We start from the raw sequence: 14,354 nt of genomic DNA, 5'->3' as shown, positions 1-14,354 counted from the left end.
ATATAATTGATTCTAATTAAAACACATAAAACTATACAAGGAATACGGCATGTCAACCTATATCAACAGCAATACCGGTAAGCCCATAGAACGTGATGAACCGCGAGATATGGAATCTCTTTATACGGGGAAACCCCTTATTGTGGAAACCGATGCCCAAAGAGTCATTACCTATGCGAACAAGCGGTTTGTAGAAGCCAGCGGCTATACGAAAGAAGAAGTCATTGGTTCACCGCATTGCATGCACCTGCATCCGGATATGCCGGCCGGTATTTTCAAAGATGCCTGCCGCATGACAGATGAGGGGAAAACATGGAGCGGGCTGGTCCAGAACGTGAATAAGGAAGGTATTTCCTATTGGACAGAACTTCTGATTCAGCCCAAAGTCAACGAGATGGGGAAGATTGTCGGGTATATGGCAACACGAAGAGAGATGGACGGCTCCAAACTTGATGAAGTGAAAAAAGAATATGATATGATGAGGGCTTCGGGGGAAGAGACGGTAAGAGGGCAATTTTGCGGGGAAGTCTATCTGGGAGAAGGAGCATGCGCCTTCTAAAAAGAAGATGTCCTGGCCCCTCTTTTAGCCTTTACTGCCCGGCTTGACAGCAGTACTTCCCTCTTTGCACATCGGGCATGTATCCGGGGTATACATTTCAAAGGTAAAATCTTCGAGTGCAAACAGCGGTATGCTCTCGGGAAGTTTACACTCCGGTTTGGGGAGATTGATTCCTCCGACACGTTGGCAGAAACCGCGGTTTGCAAGTGAAGCGAAGGCAACGACTTTTGCACCAAGTGCTTCAATGGCTTCTGCCGCTTTAAGCGCAGAACCGCCTGTTGTAATGATGTCTTCACAGATAATGATCTTTTCTCCTGGTGAGACTGTGAAACCGCGGCGAAGTTCCATCCCTCCTTCCTTCTTCTCAACAAAGATCGAACGTACCCCCAGAGACCTTGCCAGCTCGTAGCCTGCAACTACACCGCCCAGCGCAGGAGCACACACGGTGTCGACTTCAATGCCGTTCTCTCTGATCATCTTGGCAAGTGCATCTGTAAGCAATGATGCTTTCTGTGGGTACTCCAGTACTTTCGCACTTTGAAGATAGCGGTTGGAATGATTGCCGCTTGCTAAAAGGAAATGTCCTTCAAGCAGGGCATCTGCATCTTTATATATCTGTTCAATATCCATGATCATACCTTTAGGATATCAGCTTCTTTGGCTTTGAATGCCTCTTCGACTTTGGCGATATGGTCATCGGTGATTTTCTGGATCTGGTCATGTGCTCTTTTAGACTCATCTTCAGAGATTTCTTTTTCTTTTTCAAGCTTTTTGATCTGGTCATTACCTTCTTTTCTGATATTCCTGATAGCGATCTTTGCCGTTTCGACCATTGCTTTTGCCTGTTTGACAATTTCCTGTCTCTGTTCGCTTGTCATTGGCGGGAAAAAAAGTTTGATAAAATCTCCGTCATTATTGGGGTTTACACCGATATTTGCTTCCTGTATGGCTCTTTCAATATCTCCTAAAAGGTTCTTTTCCCAGGGGGTAATACTGATGGTTGTCGCATCGGTAGCGATCACACTTCCCACCTGGTTCAATGCAGTCATTGTTCCATAGTAGTCAACTTTGATATTGTCAACAATGCCTGTCGTTACTTTACCGGTTCTGAGTGTTGCAAAGTCCCTCTTGAGGGCTTCGATGCTTTTGTCCATTTTTTCAGCTGTCTGTTCAAAAATTTCATTGACCATAATTTTCTCCATGAGGTTTTAATAGGCAGATTTTACCTTTTTTTCCTTTGAAGGCAGGTAAGTAAGTGTTTGCTGGAAAGTTAAGAAGGATGCTGGAAGGATAATACTCCGGAAAACAGATTCCGAAGTGTGTAGACTTATTTTGCGGGTGCTGCGGGTGCAGATGAAGCAGGTGCTGCCGTCGGAGCAGCAGCAGGTACAGCCGGTATAGCAGCATTGTTCTTGGGTACGATCTCATCCACGACAGATGAGCCGTTCTGTGCCGTATAGAGATAACCGAGAGCCAGTGTATTGACAATGAAAAGAAATGCGAGGGTAAAAGTAAGTTTTGCAAGAAAACCGGTAGGGCCTTTTGCTCCGAATACAGATTCGTTACTGCCACTGTATGCACCCAGTCCGATGCTTGAACTTTTTTGAAGCAGTACCGCAATAGTGATTGCGATAGCCAGTATAATTTGCACAATTAAAAGTGTTGATGTCATAAATTCCTCTTTGCTGTATGAGTAGCCCAAATCAAATTTGGGTATAATTTCGGCGATTATACCCAAACAATATTGAAATAGCGGTAAATAGTATGAAACTGACGGAGTAAGTGTGGGAAACAGAGAGAAAAAAACATCAAATGCAAGCAAAGAATTCTCACGCTTTGCCAAAGCGTATGACCAGTATAATATCATACAGTCCGAAGTGGCTAAAACCCTTGTTTCAAAACTACCTGAAAACAGTTATAACACAATCATTGATATCGGTGCGGGGAGCGGAAGGGTCTACCAAAACCTGCTGTCCCAAAATATTGCTTTTGAACATTTTATCGCACTGGACTCCTCTTTGGAAATGCTGGAGATTCATCCTGATGCAAAGGGTGTCAAAAAAGTCTGTTTAGATTTTAATGGTACTGGGGCGTTTGATACGCTGGAACAAACGGAAGATACCCTTCTGCTTTCTTCTTCTGCGCTGCAGTGGAGTACAGACCCCGAAGCTACTTTCCTCAGGCTCTCCCAACTGGCTCCCAGGGCCTATTTCGCCATTTTTACCTCCAATACCTTTAAAACGCTCCACCAAAACGCAGGTATCCACTCTCCCATATACAGTACCGATCGGCTAAAATCTGCTATAGAAAAGCATTATCATGCCAGCTATGAAGTACGTCAATACAAATTGCATTTTGATGCTGTATATGACATGTTCCGCTATATCAAAAAGAGCGGTGTCAGCGGCGGTGAAAAAAAGCTGGGATACAAGGAAACAAAAGTATTGATGGAAAAATATCCGCTGGACTATCTCGAGTTTGAAGTTTTGTTCGCAGAAGGGAAAAGAAGGTAGGCCGGGGTATCTTTACCCCGACAGTAGTATTTATATTTTAGTCATCGTTGCCGAAAATGCCAAGCAGCTGCAACAGAGCGGTGAACATATTGAGAAAGTCAATATAGAGTGATACAGCTGCATCAACCGGTGAATCATAGGCACCGTTCGCAATATTCTGTGTATCATAGATCGTAAAGATCGAGAACAGAAGCAGTATGCCTGCCGTAATGATGATATGCATCATTGGACTGTGCAGCAGGAAGTAGTTCACGAGTGAAGCAATGATCACAACGATCAGTGTAATGAACAGCGGTTTTCCCCAGCTTGAGTAGTCTGATTTGCTGTTGATCGCAAAGAGGCTGAGTGCACCAAAGAGTACTGAAGTCATCAAAAAGGCATTTCCGATGACCGCACCGTTACCCATACCGATGAGCGAAGCTAGAAGCGGTACCAGAGAGACCCCCGTCAGGAAAGTAAAGAGGAACAGCATGGCCAGGTTAAGCCCCGGTTTGCTTCGTGTCATACCCAGACCGAAAAAGAGTACAAGCAGTTCCGCACCGAAAATAAACCATTTATACTGCAAGACAGTCTCGACATAAGGCATGGTTGCGTAGGCACCGGCTGCCGCAGCGATCATACTTGCAGCGAGTAGCTGATACGTTTTTTTCATAAAGCTTACCGAAGCGCTTTCCTGTGCATAGCCGGCTTTTCCCGACGCATAGTTTCTATCATATAAAGCCATTTTAGTATCCTTTTTTATTTAAAAATTACTGAATGTAGTGGAAGTATAATCGTAAGAGATTAATATAAGATTAATGCATGATTTTGTACCGGTGTATGCAAATGTTAAAAATTAAAACAATATTTTTCAGCATTCGTTGAATTTCTATTTTTAGCAGGTCGTCCCTTTACTGTATAAAAATAAGCTTTTTGTAAAGTTTTGCTATACTCTGCTTCAGTATTTTTTATTTTTAATGGGGTTTTTTATGAAACAGACAGGAAGCTTGCTTCGTTTTATCATCGGTGCTGTGCTGATCTCACTTTTGCTATGTTCATCTGCTGCGGTCGCAAAATCCTCCAATATTACTTTCAGCGAAACCGTGTCAGACATGATGATCACAGCACTGAAACCGGAGTCTGGCAAAAGTTTTCTCAAAAAGCTCTATACAGAGCTGTTCTACATTCCCGTCTGGATCAAAAAAGACAAGCCCTCGAGGCTAAGTCAGGAACTCTTTGATATCATCAAATCTGATAAATCTTTGGAGAGAACGACCAATCTCTATCGGAATACCCTTTCTCTCGAAGCAGAGATGCATCAACTCTATGACTACCCAAGCAGTATCGTGCAGAAGATCAATTGGGAATTCAAAATGAGCCAGCTCTATGAAGAATATGCCAATTATGTCATTTACGGCAGTATTAACTGGGGTGCATTTCAGGCGCGTCTCGCCAATCTTCGGGTTTCTGCGATTACTGCAGGCTGGATCACATACAAACCTGATAACAGTCCTTTGGATGTCATGGAAAATGCTGTGATTCTCGGAAATCTGAAAAAAGCATTTCAGGAAGCAGAACCAAAAAAATATCATTACAGGGCATTGCGAAAGGCACTGGACCGGTATATTGACATAAAAGAAAATGGAGGATGGCCCTATATTTCCCTGAAAGGAACACTCAAGCCGGGAAGAAGCCATCCCTCTGTACCCCTTATTCGGGAACACCTTCTGATCACCGGTGACTATAAGCCCTGTGATGAAAGCGAAGAGAGTACACTGTATGACAACTGTCTGAAAAAAGCAGTGATCCGTTTTCAAAAACGAAACGGCCTTGTACCCAACGGTATCATAGGGAAAAATACCCTTCGCTCCCTCAACCGGACCATAGACGACCGTATCAATACGATCAAGATCAACCTGGATCGTATCAAATGGCTGCATAAGAGACCGGACAGCCGGCATATTATCATCAATATCCCGGCTTTCCGGCTTTACTATCTGGTGAACGGGAAAGTAAAAATGACCATGAAGGTCATTGTAGGGAAACGCAACCACCCTACTCCTATCTTCTCCAACCGCGTAAAAAGTGTAGTACTTAATCCTTACTGGAATGTACCGAAAAGTATCATTCAGAAAGAGATGATCCCCAAACTGCTGAGAAATCCCCAATCAATGGCACGACAGGGGATCGATATCTATACCGGCTGGGGGAGTGATGCACAAAAAGTCAGCGCAGGATCGGTGAACTGGGGACAGTACCGGTACAGCAAAACAGTACCGTACCGTTTTGCCCAGAGACCGGGAAACAAAAATGCACTGGGCCGCATCAAGTTCCTTTTTCCGAACCAGTTTCATGTCTATATGCACGATACACCGACCAAATACCTGTTTAAAAGACATAAAAGAGCCTACAGCCACGGCTGTATCCGCCTGGAAAATCCGAGGGAGATGCTTAAAACAGTGGCTGCCTTCAACCCGAATATCAAACTGGATAAAGCTGCAAAGATACTCAAAACCAAGAAGAATACCTATATTTCACTGGAAAATACGATTCCTGTGGATGTGATCTATCTTACCGCCTGGGTCGGCAATGACGGACAGCTGCAATTCCGGGATGATATCTATAAGTACGATACCCTAATGACAGCCTCCCTAAGAAAATGGTGAGAAGCGTTAAGCAAATGACAACTGCTTGTCATTTGTAGCTTCGAAACCGGAGCGGTGGAGCAGAGCGACCCGCGGAGGCCAGAACAATAATGACAACTGCTTGTCATTTGCAGCTTCGAAACCGGAGCGGTACGCCCCTAGACGAAAGGAAGGAAGTACCCCCTGCGTAACGCAGTGAATGAAGCCGTACAGGCAATCAATGGGGCAGGAAACAAACAACTGATAAACGGAGATGAAGTGCAGGACCAGCAACAACCTTTCAAATATGCCGTTGCCCTTACCGGAGGCATAGCAACAGGAAAAAGTACCGTAGCAGCACAGTTTGTTTCGGCAGGCTTTGTTGTCATTGATGCTGATAGGATCGCACATCAGATACTTGATGATGTATCGTTCGAAGTCGCACGGCTTTTTGGTGATGAAGTACTTCAAAACGGCAAAGTGAACAGAGCCATACTGGGCAGGATTATTTTTGCCCAAACACAAAAGCGTAAAGTACTGGAAGCACTGCTGCATCCCCTGATTTTCGATGAAATCCTGCGTCTTTCAGATATTGAAGATCAGAAGAAGAAACCGTATCTGGTCGATATACCTCTTTTTTTTGAAACAGGCCGCTATAATATTGGCAGAGTAATCGTTGTCTATGCCTCACAGCAGCAACAGATAGAAAGAGCTATGCAGCGGGATAGCGTTTCCAAAGAGGCAGTCCTGCGCCGCATTGAGGCACAAATGGATATGGAACAGAAACGCAATCAGGCGGATTATCTGATAGACAATAGCGGAGATGAACAGCAGTTGAATAAAGAAGTGATCTCTGTGATTCAGCACATAAAAAAGGATTTTTCATGACAGTAACCAAATATTCAGCCAATGGCAATGATTTTGTTATTTTCATTGCACAGGAACATGCAGACAGGTCGGAATTGGCCCAAAAACTGTGTCATCGGCAGAATGGTGTAGGTGCGGACGGTATGGTAGTGGTACTCCCGCACAGACAGTATGATTTTGAATGGGAGTTTTACAACTCTGACGGTTCCAGGGCAGCTATGTGCGGGAATGCCAGCCGGGCTGTGGCGCACTTTGCCCATGAAAAAGGTATTTGCAAAGAAGGTCAAGCAGAATTCCTGACCGGAGCAGGTGTGATCCGTGCCACGATCAACGGACTCTATGTTGTCAGTGATATGGTTGAACCAAAAATCCTGCGGGATGATATTGATGAAGAAGGTGAAAGGTGGTGGCTGATAGATTCCGGTGTACCGCATCTTATTGCCGTCAGGGAAAATATTGATACTTTTGATCTTGCCGAGGCACGCAGGCTCAGGGAAAAATACAATGCCAATGTCAATATTTGCCGTTTTGAAGACGGGACAATGTATGTTCGGACGTATGAGCGAGGGGTGGAGGATGAAACCCTGGCATGCGGAACGGGTATGGTAGCCTGTTTCATCCGTCTGCATCGAGAAGGTAAAGTGGGTGAACAGGTGCGGGTTTACCCCAAAAGCGGTGATGAGCTTTATGTAAGTTATGAAAACGGGCTTTACCGCTTTGGCGGGAAGGTGACAAAAACTTTTCTGGCTGAAACGCTGATTTAAAGGAATGAAGATGAAATTTTTATGGGTTATCCTGCTTGCTACAGGACTTTGGGCAGGAGAATTCGAAAGTGCAGTGGCAGATTATGAACAGGGAAACTATATCAAAGCACTTGATGCTTTTTATGTGTTGGCTAAAGAGGGACATCCCAAGGCACAGTTCAATGTCGGTCTGATCTATGCCAATGGCAAAGGTGTCAAGAAAGATATGTACCAGGCAATGGCATGGTACAAAAAAGCTGCAGAACAAAATAATGCAGAAGCCCAGTACAACCTGGCAAAACTTATTTCCCAGAGACCGGACAAAGAGGATCCCCGTGCAATGAAACGGGTGAAATACTGGTATGAAAAGGCCGCAGCAGGAGGACAGAAAGAAGCTGTCAATAATCTTGCTTTGCTTTATCTGACCGGCAGGGGAGTCGAGAAAAACAAGATCAAAGCATTTGAACTTTTTAAAAAAGCTGCAAAAATGGGTGACAGTGCGGCACAGATCAATGTTGCCTTGATGTATGCCTGGGGGAAAGGAATCCCCAGCAACAAGATCAAAGCCTATAAAAACCTGAAAGCGGCACTTTTACAGGGCCGAACGGAAGCTTCACCCTATCTGGATCGGCTTTGCAAAGAGAACAGTTGGGCCTGTCAAAACAATTAAGAGATATTTTTAAGTATCTCTTGGCTATAATGCCATCCTACAAAATGTGATCGCGTAGCTCAGTTGGTAGAGCACTACCTTGACATGGTAGTGGTCGTTGGTTCAAGTCCAATCGTGATCACCACTCATAAAGTACTCTATATAGGGACTTTCCTTAGATTTCACAGCTACTTAGTATTACCAGACTTGTCATCCAATGTAAGTCGAAATGTACGTTTAATTGAACTGTACCTGTTTCATTTTCTACCTAATTTTCCCGCACGCATTCCTGTAACCCAGGCAAAATGGAAATTGAACCCTCCCCTGTCACCGTCTACATCGAGTATTTCCCCTGCAAAGAAAAGGCCGGATGTCAGTTTTGACTCCATGGTATGTGGATTTACTTCACTTGTATCTATACCGCCTGTAGAAACTTCGGCCCCCCTGAAACCTCTGGTATCGCTAATGTTCAGTTTGAGTTTTTTGATGGAGTGAACAAGTTTGTTGATATCTTTTCTGCCGAGTTCTTGTTCAGTTTTCGCCCGGCATTTGGATTGTTCGATGATTACCGGAACAAGTTTTTTATTGAGAATGCCTTGTAGCCAGAGGGCAAGAGGTTTTTCACTCTCTTTCCGGATTCTTCCAAGCAGCAGGCTGGTCAATTTTTCTTTACTCAGGTTTGGGATGAGGTCAAGGCTGAGTTCACAGTAGTCAAAGTGGGACAGCCTGGTACTTGCTTCCCGGCTGAGGTCAAGAATGGCAAGTCCGCTTATGCCGTAGTTTGTAAAAAGCAGATCACCTTTTTTTTCGATGATATACTCGCCATTGGCATAGAGTTGTGCCAACCCGGCTACTTTTACCCCTGCGCAGGCTTTGACCCAGGTATCTTCTGAGCACAGCTGTACAAGAGAAGGATGGTGCGGTATGAGGGTATGTCCCAGTCTTGCAGCAAATGCATAACCGGAACTGGAGCCGCCAAGTTGCGGTGCTGCCGCCGAACCGGAAGCCAGCAGCAGTTTCCTGCACATTTTTGTACCCTGTGAAGTTTCCAGTACAAAAATATCTGCGTCTTTGCGTATGGAGGTTACAGTACAGTCACAAACGATCTCCACCCCTACCCGCTTTGCTTCATATTCAAGAAGTTCCACAACACTGCCTGCCTGTAAGGACATAGGAAACATTTTGCCGTCCTTCCCTTCTGTGAGTTCAAGTCCAATGGATGTGAAAAACTTTTTTACTGTGTCAAATCCGTAGTCTTTGAACACTGCTTTAATGAAGTCGGGGTTTTGGGAATGAAAACGGTTTGTACTGATGTCCCTGTTGTCTATGTTGCATTGTCCGTTTCCGGAGACGAGTATCTTTTTGCCTATTTTGCTGTTTTGTTCAAGTAGGAGTACCCTCTGCCCTGCTCTTGCAGAGGTAACAGCGGCAATAAGTCCACTTGCTCCGGCACCGATAATTATCATAGGTTTATTATTCATAAGATATTATAGCTTTTTGATAATAAAAGGAGTTATATGTCAGCGTTAGTAGAGTTTTCGATGTTCCCTACGGAACAGACACAAAGTAAAAGCGCTTTTGTCGCAAGAGTATTGGATATTGTAGACAGAAGCGGTCTGGAATATCAGCTTACACCCATGGGTACGATTATTGAAGGGGAAACAGTTGATGAGGTTATGGCGGTGATCTCTGCTGCCTATACGGAGCTTCAGAAAGACTGCGGGCGTATTTACAGTTCCATAAAGATCGACTGGAGGGAGGGGCCGGTGGGACGTCTGAACAAAAAAGTCGGTTCCGTTGAAGCAAAACTGGGGCGGAAGCTTAGAAGTTAGTTTTTGCTATAATGCACCAAAATTTTACAAGGATTTTAAATGTTATGCGCTGAAAGAATGCAGAGGATCGTCCAGGCAATTATACTTGGGCTGATTATGGGGCTGGCCGGCTCCAAAATGTTTGCGGCTGCATTTATTGTAATGCTGGCAATGATGGTGATGCTGATGATTGCGGGATTGACAGGTTTTTGTCCTGGACTGCTCATTTTGAAAAGCATATTCCCGCCTTGTAAATGCCAAGAAACGAAGGAATAGAGTATGTCAAATATTTCATATAAAGATGCCGGTGTCGATATTGATGCGGGGAATGAGTTTGTAGAAGCGATCAAGGCAGATGTCAAATCAACATTTGACAGCAATGTAATCGGCGGTATAGGATCGTTCGCCGGTGCCTATGCCCTGCCTTCCGGCTACAAAGAGCCCGTTATCCTCTCGGCAACGGACGGAGTGGGAACAAAACTTAAAATCGCTATTGAGAGCGGCAGACTCGATACTGTAGGCATCGATCTGGTAGCAATGTGCGTCAATGATCTTATTTGCAACAACGGTGTCCCGATGTTCTTTCTGGACTACTATGCGACAGGAAAGCTGCTGCCGGAGAATGCCAAAGATGTTGTCGCCGGGATCGCTGAAGGATGCAGGCGTTCGGAATGTGCATTGGTAGGCGGGGAAACAGCTGAAATGCCGGGAATGTACTCGGAGAACGATTTTGATCTTGCTGGTTTCGCTGTAGGGATCGCTGAGCGTTCCGAGATGGATACGGTCGCCAATGTCAAAGAGGGGCAGGTACTCATCGCTATGCCAAGTTCGGGAGTGCATTCCAACGGCTATTCCCTGGTACGAAAACTCTTTTTTGAGAAGCTCGGAATGAATCTTGAAACAGAGTTTGAAGGAAAACCTCTGCGCGATACGCTGTTGGAACCCACACGCATCTATGTAAAAGAGTACAAGGCAAACAAGGCACACATTAAAGCACTCGCACACATTACGGGAGGCGGAATTGTCGAGAATCTCCCCAGAGTACTTCCCGATGGTATGCGAGCCATTGTAAAAAAGGATGATATCCGTGTGCTTCCGATCTTCAAATTCATGGGCCAGTATGTGGATGAAGAAGAAATGTTCAGAGCCTTCAATATGGGCGTAGGCATGGTATGGGTCGTTGAACCTGAAGATGTAAATGCTGTACTTGCCAATACAGACGGATATGTCATTGGTTCACTGGTTCACGGTGAAAAAGGCGTAGATCTCGTTTAACTACGCGTAGGGCGGCACCGTGCCCTATGATATCAAAACAGCGTAAAAGACCATCACTAAAATTTTGTTTATAAATGCATCTATCTTCCTCAGTGAGGATCTACGCTTTATCACTCTTCCGGATCCAAGGTTCCGTCAGGAAGCGTACCCTGCTTTCAAATGGTTTCCCCGTTATTTTTCTTCTTCCAAATCAGCCGCTGAATATAGTTATATCTTGATGATACCAAAGTTGTTGAGCATCATAAAGATGATCGCGGCAGGGGCGATGTATCGCAGGCTAAAGCGCCATATTTTGTAAAAGCGCAGGGGAACACGGTGGTGTTTCCTCATCTCTTCACGGGTGTGTTCAGGAAGGACATATCCTACAAAAATGGCGATGAGTAAACCGCCGAGCGGCAAAAGAATAGAGTCGGTAGAGAACTCAAAAGCGTCAAAAAGCGGGGTGCCCCCAATGCTGAAAGCTGCACCATATGTTTTAGTGTAGCTGAGAATGGCACTGATACCGATGATAAAGTAGAGTGTTGTATTGACAATGACTGCTTTGGGGCGGCTCCAGTGAAAACGCTGAATGAAATATTCGACAGCGGGTTCTGTCAGTGAAATGGCGGAAGTAAGACCTGCAAATGCCAGGGCAATAAAAAATATGGCTGCCAGTACGGTACCGGTTGTTCCAAGCTGGGTAAGAATAACCGGAAGTGTTTTGAATACAAGTCCGGGACCCTGCCCCGGTTCGGCATGGAATTGAAAAATGAAACTGTACAGCATTACCCCGGCGATCAAAGCGATCAACGTATCGAGCATGGTGACCCAGAAGGCGGCTTTGAACACAGACTGTTTATGGCTCATGGAGGCGGCATAGGTGATCATGGTTCCCAGACCGATAGAAAGTGTGAAAAAAGCATGCCCGACCGCTCTCACGATCGCTTCTGAATTGAGTTTGCTCCAGTCCGGTTCAAACATGAAAGCCAGTGCTTTGCCAAATCCGTCAAAGTTCATCGCATAAATAAGCAGCCCGAGAAGGATGGCCATCAGCATAGGCATTAAAATAAGGTTCGCTTTCTCAATACCGGCTTTGATGCCGCCCATCAGTACAGCAGCAACAAAAACGGTGGCAAGCAGATGCCAGAGTGTTGCAGTAAGCGGAGAGAGACCTACAAGTGTGTCAAAAGTGGTTTTTGCCTCATCCATGCTGGTCGGCAGGCCACCGCTGGCAGAGAGGTAGATATAGTGAAAAATCCATCCGATCACGACGGAATAGAAGGTCATGATGATCATACCGCTTATGAACATGAACCCGGCAAATTTCCAGCTTTTTTTCCCTTCGGGGGCTACCAGTTCGAAACTTGTAACAGCATCTTTCCCTCCTTTATATCCAATGAACATTTCAGCAGCAAGAATAGAGAACCCGATAAGCATCACGGTAATGAGGTAAACAAAAACAAAGGCACCGCCTCCGTACAACCCTGTAATATAGGGGAATTTCCATATATTCCCAAGTCCTACTGCTGCACCTGCAGCAGCAAGAATAAATCCGACCCGGCTAAACCGTGCTTTTGCCATACTCACTCCTTAGATAGATAGTAATGATTCTATCATGAGTTCGGAAAATATTTGCAGGAAATCATTCTTTAAAAAGAGTAATTTGTGTAAAAAAGCAAAAAAATACACAAATTTCATAATAACTATTGACAAATCAAAACCTTTTGACTATAATTGCAGTCCTTTTTAAATCTGATCTTCGGATTTGAAGTCAACGGAGTGTAGCGCAGTCTGGTAGCGCACCTGGTTTGGGACCAGGGGGTCGAAGGTTCGAGTCCTTTCACTCCGACCATTCAGATATTTAAAATCGACAGTATAATATAACAATTGATGGTGGACGTAGTTCAGCTGGTAGAGCACCTGTTTGTGGCACAGGTTGTCGCGGGTTCGAGCCCCGTCGTCCACCCCATTTAATCACATGATTGAACCTTACTACAGAAGAAGCGCTAGTGGCTCAATTGGATAGAGCATCAGACTTCGGATCTGAGGGTTAGGGGTTCGAGTCCTCTCTGGCGTACCATCTATTGACGACTTCAGCAGTTGGCTCATATAATTGATTTTATTTACTATGGATTTATAAATGCACTCGTAGCTCAGCTGGATAGAGCACCCGCCTTCTAAGCGGGCGGTCTCAGGTTCGAATCCTGACGGGTGTACCACTTTAACTATTGTTAATTTAATTGATGCGGATGTGGTGAAATTGGTATACACGCCAGACTTAGGATCTGGTGCCTCACGGCGTGGAAGTTCGAGTCTTCTCATCCGTACCATCCCTAAAACAGGGCTTTCTAAAAAAATCAAACTTTTAAATCTTTTTGAAAAACAATCAGAATATATATTTTATTCCCGCCAATTCTAAAAACCTTCACAAAGCAGACTTCCTTGGGATTCTTCGATTATGAATTTCAACTTGAAAATGTATCACTTTCTAACCTTTATTAGAGTCAGTACCGTTTATCAGATAGGTTAGATGAGCAAATATGCTATAATAATCCAAAGGTAAATGTATGAAAAAAAGAGTAGTCACAATCAATAAAATGTCACTTCATGATGAATCCCATCACAGTTTTGTATTTGGATTAACCGGCGATGAACTATTCAAGATGATGACATCGATGGCGGCACAGCGTTACTTTGAAATACACGGCAGGTATCCGCCACGATTGGATAAAACAAAGATTACAATTAGAAACGTAAAGGCTTAGCAGTGGAGTACTTTGAAGACTATAAAGACATGCTGCTGCTCTTTAACAAATATGATGTGAAATACCTTGTTATTGGTGCCTATGCAATGGGAAATTATGGCTACAGCAGGCATACATTGGATATAGATCTGTGGGTTGAAAAATCTATAGAGAATGCACAGAAAATACAAAAAGCTTTTGATGATTTTCCTGTACCTCATGAGATTACAATAGATGAATTGAATACAGAAAACTTTGTATTGCAAATAGGTATAGAGCCTATGAGAATTGATATATTGACCGATATCGATGGTGTTGCATTTTCTGAAGCATGGAACAATAAAACAAACAACAGCCTATTTGGTGAAGAGATTAACTTTATAAGTCTCCATGATCTCATTAAGAATAAAGCAGCTACAGATAGACTTAAAGATAAATATGATGTATTGGAACTTAAAAAGCTTGAAGCACTAAAAAAAGATAAAAGATAAAAAGGCTATATTGATTGAAATGAAGAGAAAACTGATCACTTGTTTTCTTGAAAACAGAAGAAAATAGCAGCTCGTTTTTTCGCTTTAACTTCAGTTATACCACACAAACATATCGTCTTA

Annotated in this window: 17 protein-coding genes and 6 tRNA genes; 17 read left to right on the top strand and 6 right to left on the bottom strand. The window is 44.1% G+C overall.

Annotated features, from left to right (window positions below; translation table 11 throughout):
• The first annotated feature begins 49 nt into the window (after window positions 1–49).
• Window positions 50–559, top strand: a complete 510-nt coding sequence (locus tag F8L24_RS00675) for a PAS domain-containing protein (RefSeq protein WP_294950974.1) — start codon at window positions 50–52, stop codon at window positions 557–559.
• Window positions 560–583: 24 nt separating this feature from the next.
• Here the strand turns inward: F8L24_RS00675 and pyrE are convergent, their stop codons facing one another.
• From pyrE to secG, 3 genes are all read right to left on the bottom strand, one after another.
• Window positions 584–1,189 carry an orotate phosphoribosyltransferase gene (pyrE, locus tag F8L24_RS00670; protein ID WP_294950973.1) on the bottom strand — a complete coding sequence of 202 codons (606 nt, stop codon included), beginning with the start codon at window positions 1,187–1,189 and terminating at the stop codon, window positions 584–586.
• A gap of 2 nt (window positions 1,190–1,191) precedes the next feature.
• On the bottom strand, window positions 1,192–1,749 hold the full coding sequence (gene frr / locus F8L24_RS00665) for a ribosome recycling factor (RefSeq protein WP_294950972.1): 558 nt from the start codon (window positions 1,747–1,749) through the stop codon (window positions 1,192–1,194).
• Window positions 1,750–1,886: 137 nt separating this feature from the next.
• Window positions 1,887–2,231 carry a preprotein translocase subunit SecG gene (gene secG / locus F8L24_RS00660; protein ID WP_294950971.1) on the bottom strand — a complete coding sequence of 115 codons (345 nt, stop codon included), beginning with the start codon at window positions 2,229–2,231 and terminating at the stop codon, window positions 1,887–1,889.
• 112 nt (window positions 2,232–2,343) lie between these two features.
• On the opposite strand from secG, the gene F8L24_RS00655 reads away from it, so the two are divergent.
• Window positions 2,344–3,072 (top strand): methyltransferase, encoded by a 729-nt coding sequence (locus F8L24_RS00655; protein ID WP_294950970.1) that lies wholly within the window; start codon window positions 2,344–2,346, stop codon window positions 3,070–3,072.
• 37 nt (window positions 3,073–3,109) lie between these two features.
• Here F8L24_RS00655 and F8L24_RS00650 read toward each other — a convergent pair whose 3' ends face one another.
• A complete protein-coding gene (locus tag F8L24_RS00650) occupies window positions 3,110–3,796 on the bottom strand; it encodes a Bax inhibitor-1/YccA family protein (RefSeq protein WP_294950969.1) in 687 nt (228 codons plus the stop codon).
• 244 nt (window positions 3,797–4,040) lie between these two features.
• Here F8L24_RS00650 and F8L24_RS00645 point away from each other — a divergent pair, with 244 nt between their 5' ends.
• From F8L24_RS00645 to F8L24_RS00625, 5 genes are all read left to right on the top strand, one after another.
• The gene (locus F8L24_RS00645) at window positions 4,041–5,717 is read left to right on the top strand and encodes a L,D-transpeptidase family protein (protein WP_294950968.1); all 1,677 of its coding nucleotides are present in this window, start codon (window positions 4,041–4,043) and stop codon (window positions 5,715–5,717) included.
• A gap of 174 nt (window positions 5,718–5,891) precedes the next feature.
• Window positions 5,892–6,563 (top strand): dephospho-CoA kinase, encoded by a 672-nt coding sequence (gene coaE, locus F8L24_RS00640; RefSeq protein ID WP_294950967.1) that lies wholly within the window; start codon window positions 5,892–5,894, stop codon window positions 6,561–6,563.
• A complete protein-coding gene (dapF, locus tag F8L24_RS00635; RefSeq protein WP_294950966.1) occupies window positions 6,560–7,306 on the top strand; it encodes a diaminopimelate epimerase in 747 nt (248 codons plus the stop codon). The genes coaE and dapF overlap by 4 nt, the downstream gene beginning before the upstream one ends.
• 10 nt (window positions 7,307–7,316) lie before the next feature.
• On the top strand, window positions 7,317–7,955 hold the full coding sequence (locus tag F8L24_RS00630; protein WP_294950965.1) for a tetratricopeptide repeat protein: 639 nt from the start codon (window positions 7,317–7,319) through the stop codon (window positions 7,953–7,955).
• A gap of 48 nt (window positions 7,956–8,003) precedes the next feature.
• A tRNA-Val gene (locus tag F8L24_RS00625) sits at window positions 8,004–8,079 on the top strand.
• 112 nt (window positions 8,080–8,191) lie between these two features.
• On the opposite strand, the gene F8L24_RS00620 is transcribed toward F8L24_RS00625, so the two are convergent.
• Window positions 8,192–9,415 (bottom strand): NAD(P)/FAD-dependent oxidoreductase, encoded by a 1,224-nt coding sequence (locus F8L24_RS00620; RefSeq protein ID WP_294950964.1) that lies wholly within the window; start codon window positions 9,413–9,415, stop codon window positions 8,192–8,194.
• A 36-nt stretch (window positions 9,416–9,451) separates the two neighbouring features.
• On the opposite strand from F8L24_RS00620, the gene F8L24_RS00615 reads away from it, so the two are divergent.
• Genes F8L24_RS00615 through purM form a run of 3 tightly spaced genes read left to right on the top strand, consistent with a single transcriptional unit; the run spans window position 9,452 to window position 11,020 of the window.
• Window positions 9,452–9,766: an MTH1187 family thiamine-binding protein gene (locus F8L24_RS00615; protein ID WP_294950963.1), complete on the top strand. Its 315-nt coding sequence runs from the start codon at window positions 9,452–9,454 to the stop codon at window positions 9,764–9,766.
• Between the two features lie 39 nt (window positions 9,767–9,805).
• A complete protein-coding gene (locus F8L24_RS00610; RefSeq protein ID WP_294950962.1) occupies window positions 9,806–10,021 on the top strand; it encodes a hypothetical protein in 216 nt (71 codons plus the stop codon).
• 3 nt (window positions 10,022–10,024) lie between these two features.
• Complete coding sequence (purM, locus tag F8L24_RS00605) at window positions 10,025–11,020, top strand: phosphoribosylformylglycinamidine cyclo-ligase (RefSeq protein ID WP_294950961.1); 996 nt, start codon at window positions 10,025–10,027, stop codon at window positions 11,018–11,020.
• Window positions 11,021–11,227: 207 nt separating this feature from the next.
• Here the strand turns inward: purM and F8L24_RS00600 are convergent, their stop codons facing one another.
• Window positions 11,228–12,580, bottom strand: a complete 1,353-nt coding sequence (locus tag F8L24_RS00600) for a sodium-dependent transporter (protein ID WP_294950960.1) — start codon at window positions 12,578–12,580, stop codon at window positions 11,228–11,230.
• 194 nt (window positions 12,581–12,774) lie between these two features.
• On the opposite strand from F8L24_RS00600, the gene F8L24_RS00595 reads away from it, so the two are divergent.
• The 7 genes from F8L24_RS00595 (at window position 12,775) to F8L24_RS00565 (ending at window position 14,234) form a co-directional block, all read left to right on the top strand.
• Window positions 12,775–12,851 (top strand) — tRNA-Pro (locus F8L24_RS00595).
• Window positions 12,852–12,892: 41 nt separating this feature from the next.
• Window positions 12,893–12,968 (top strand) — tRNA-His (locus tag F8L24_RS00590).
• A gap of 34 nt (window positions 12,969–13,002) precedes the next feature.
• Window positions 13,003–13,079: transfer RNA gene (locus tag F8L24_RS00585), tRNA-Arg, on the top strand.
• Between the two features lie 62 nt (window positions 13,080–13,141).
• Window positions 13,142–13,218 (top strand) — tRNA-Arg (locus F8L24_RS00580).
• A gap of 26 nt (window positions 13,219–13,244) precedes the next feature.
• Window positions 13,245–13,329: transfer RNA gene (locus tag F8L24_RS00575), tRNA-Leu, on the top strand.
• Window positions 13,330–13,566: 237 nt separating this feature from the next.
• A complete protein-coding gene (locus tag F8L24_RS00570; RefSeq protein WP_294950959.1) occupies window positions 13,567–13,764 on the top strand; it encodes a hypothetical protein in 198 nt (65 codons plus the stop codon).
• Between the two features lie 2 nt (window positions 13,765–13,766).
• On the top strand, window positions 13,767–14,234 hold the full coding sequence (locus F8L24_RS00565; RefSeq protein WP_294950958.1) for a nucleotidyltransferase: 468 nt from the start codon (window positions 13,767–13,769) through the stop codon (window positions 14,232–14,234).
• The last annotated feature ends 120 nt before the right edge of the window (window positions 14,235–14,354 follow it).

This window comes from Sulfurovum sp., from assembly GCF_015493435.1.
Classification (GTDB): Bacteria; Campylobacterota; Campylobacteria; order Campylobacterales; family Sulfurovaceae; genus Sulfurovum.
This window is presented reverse-complemented; position numbering and strand designations above follow the sequence as displayed.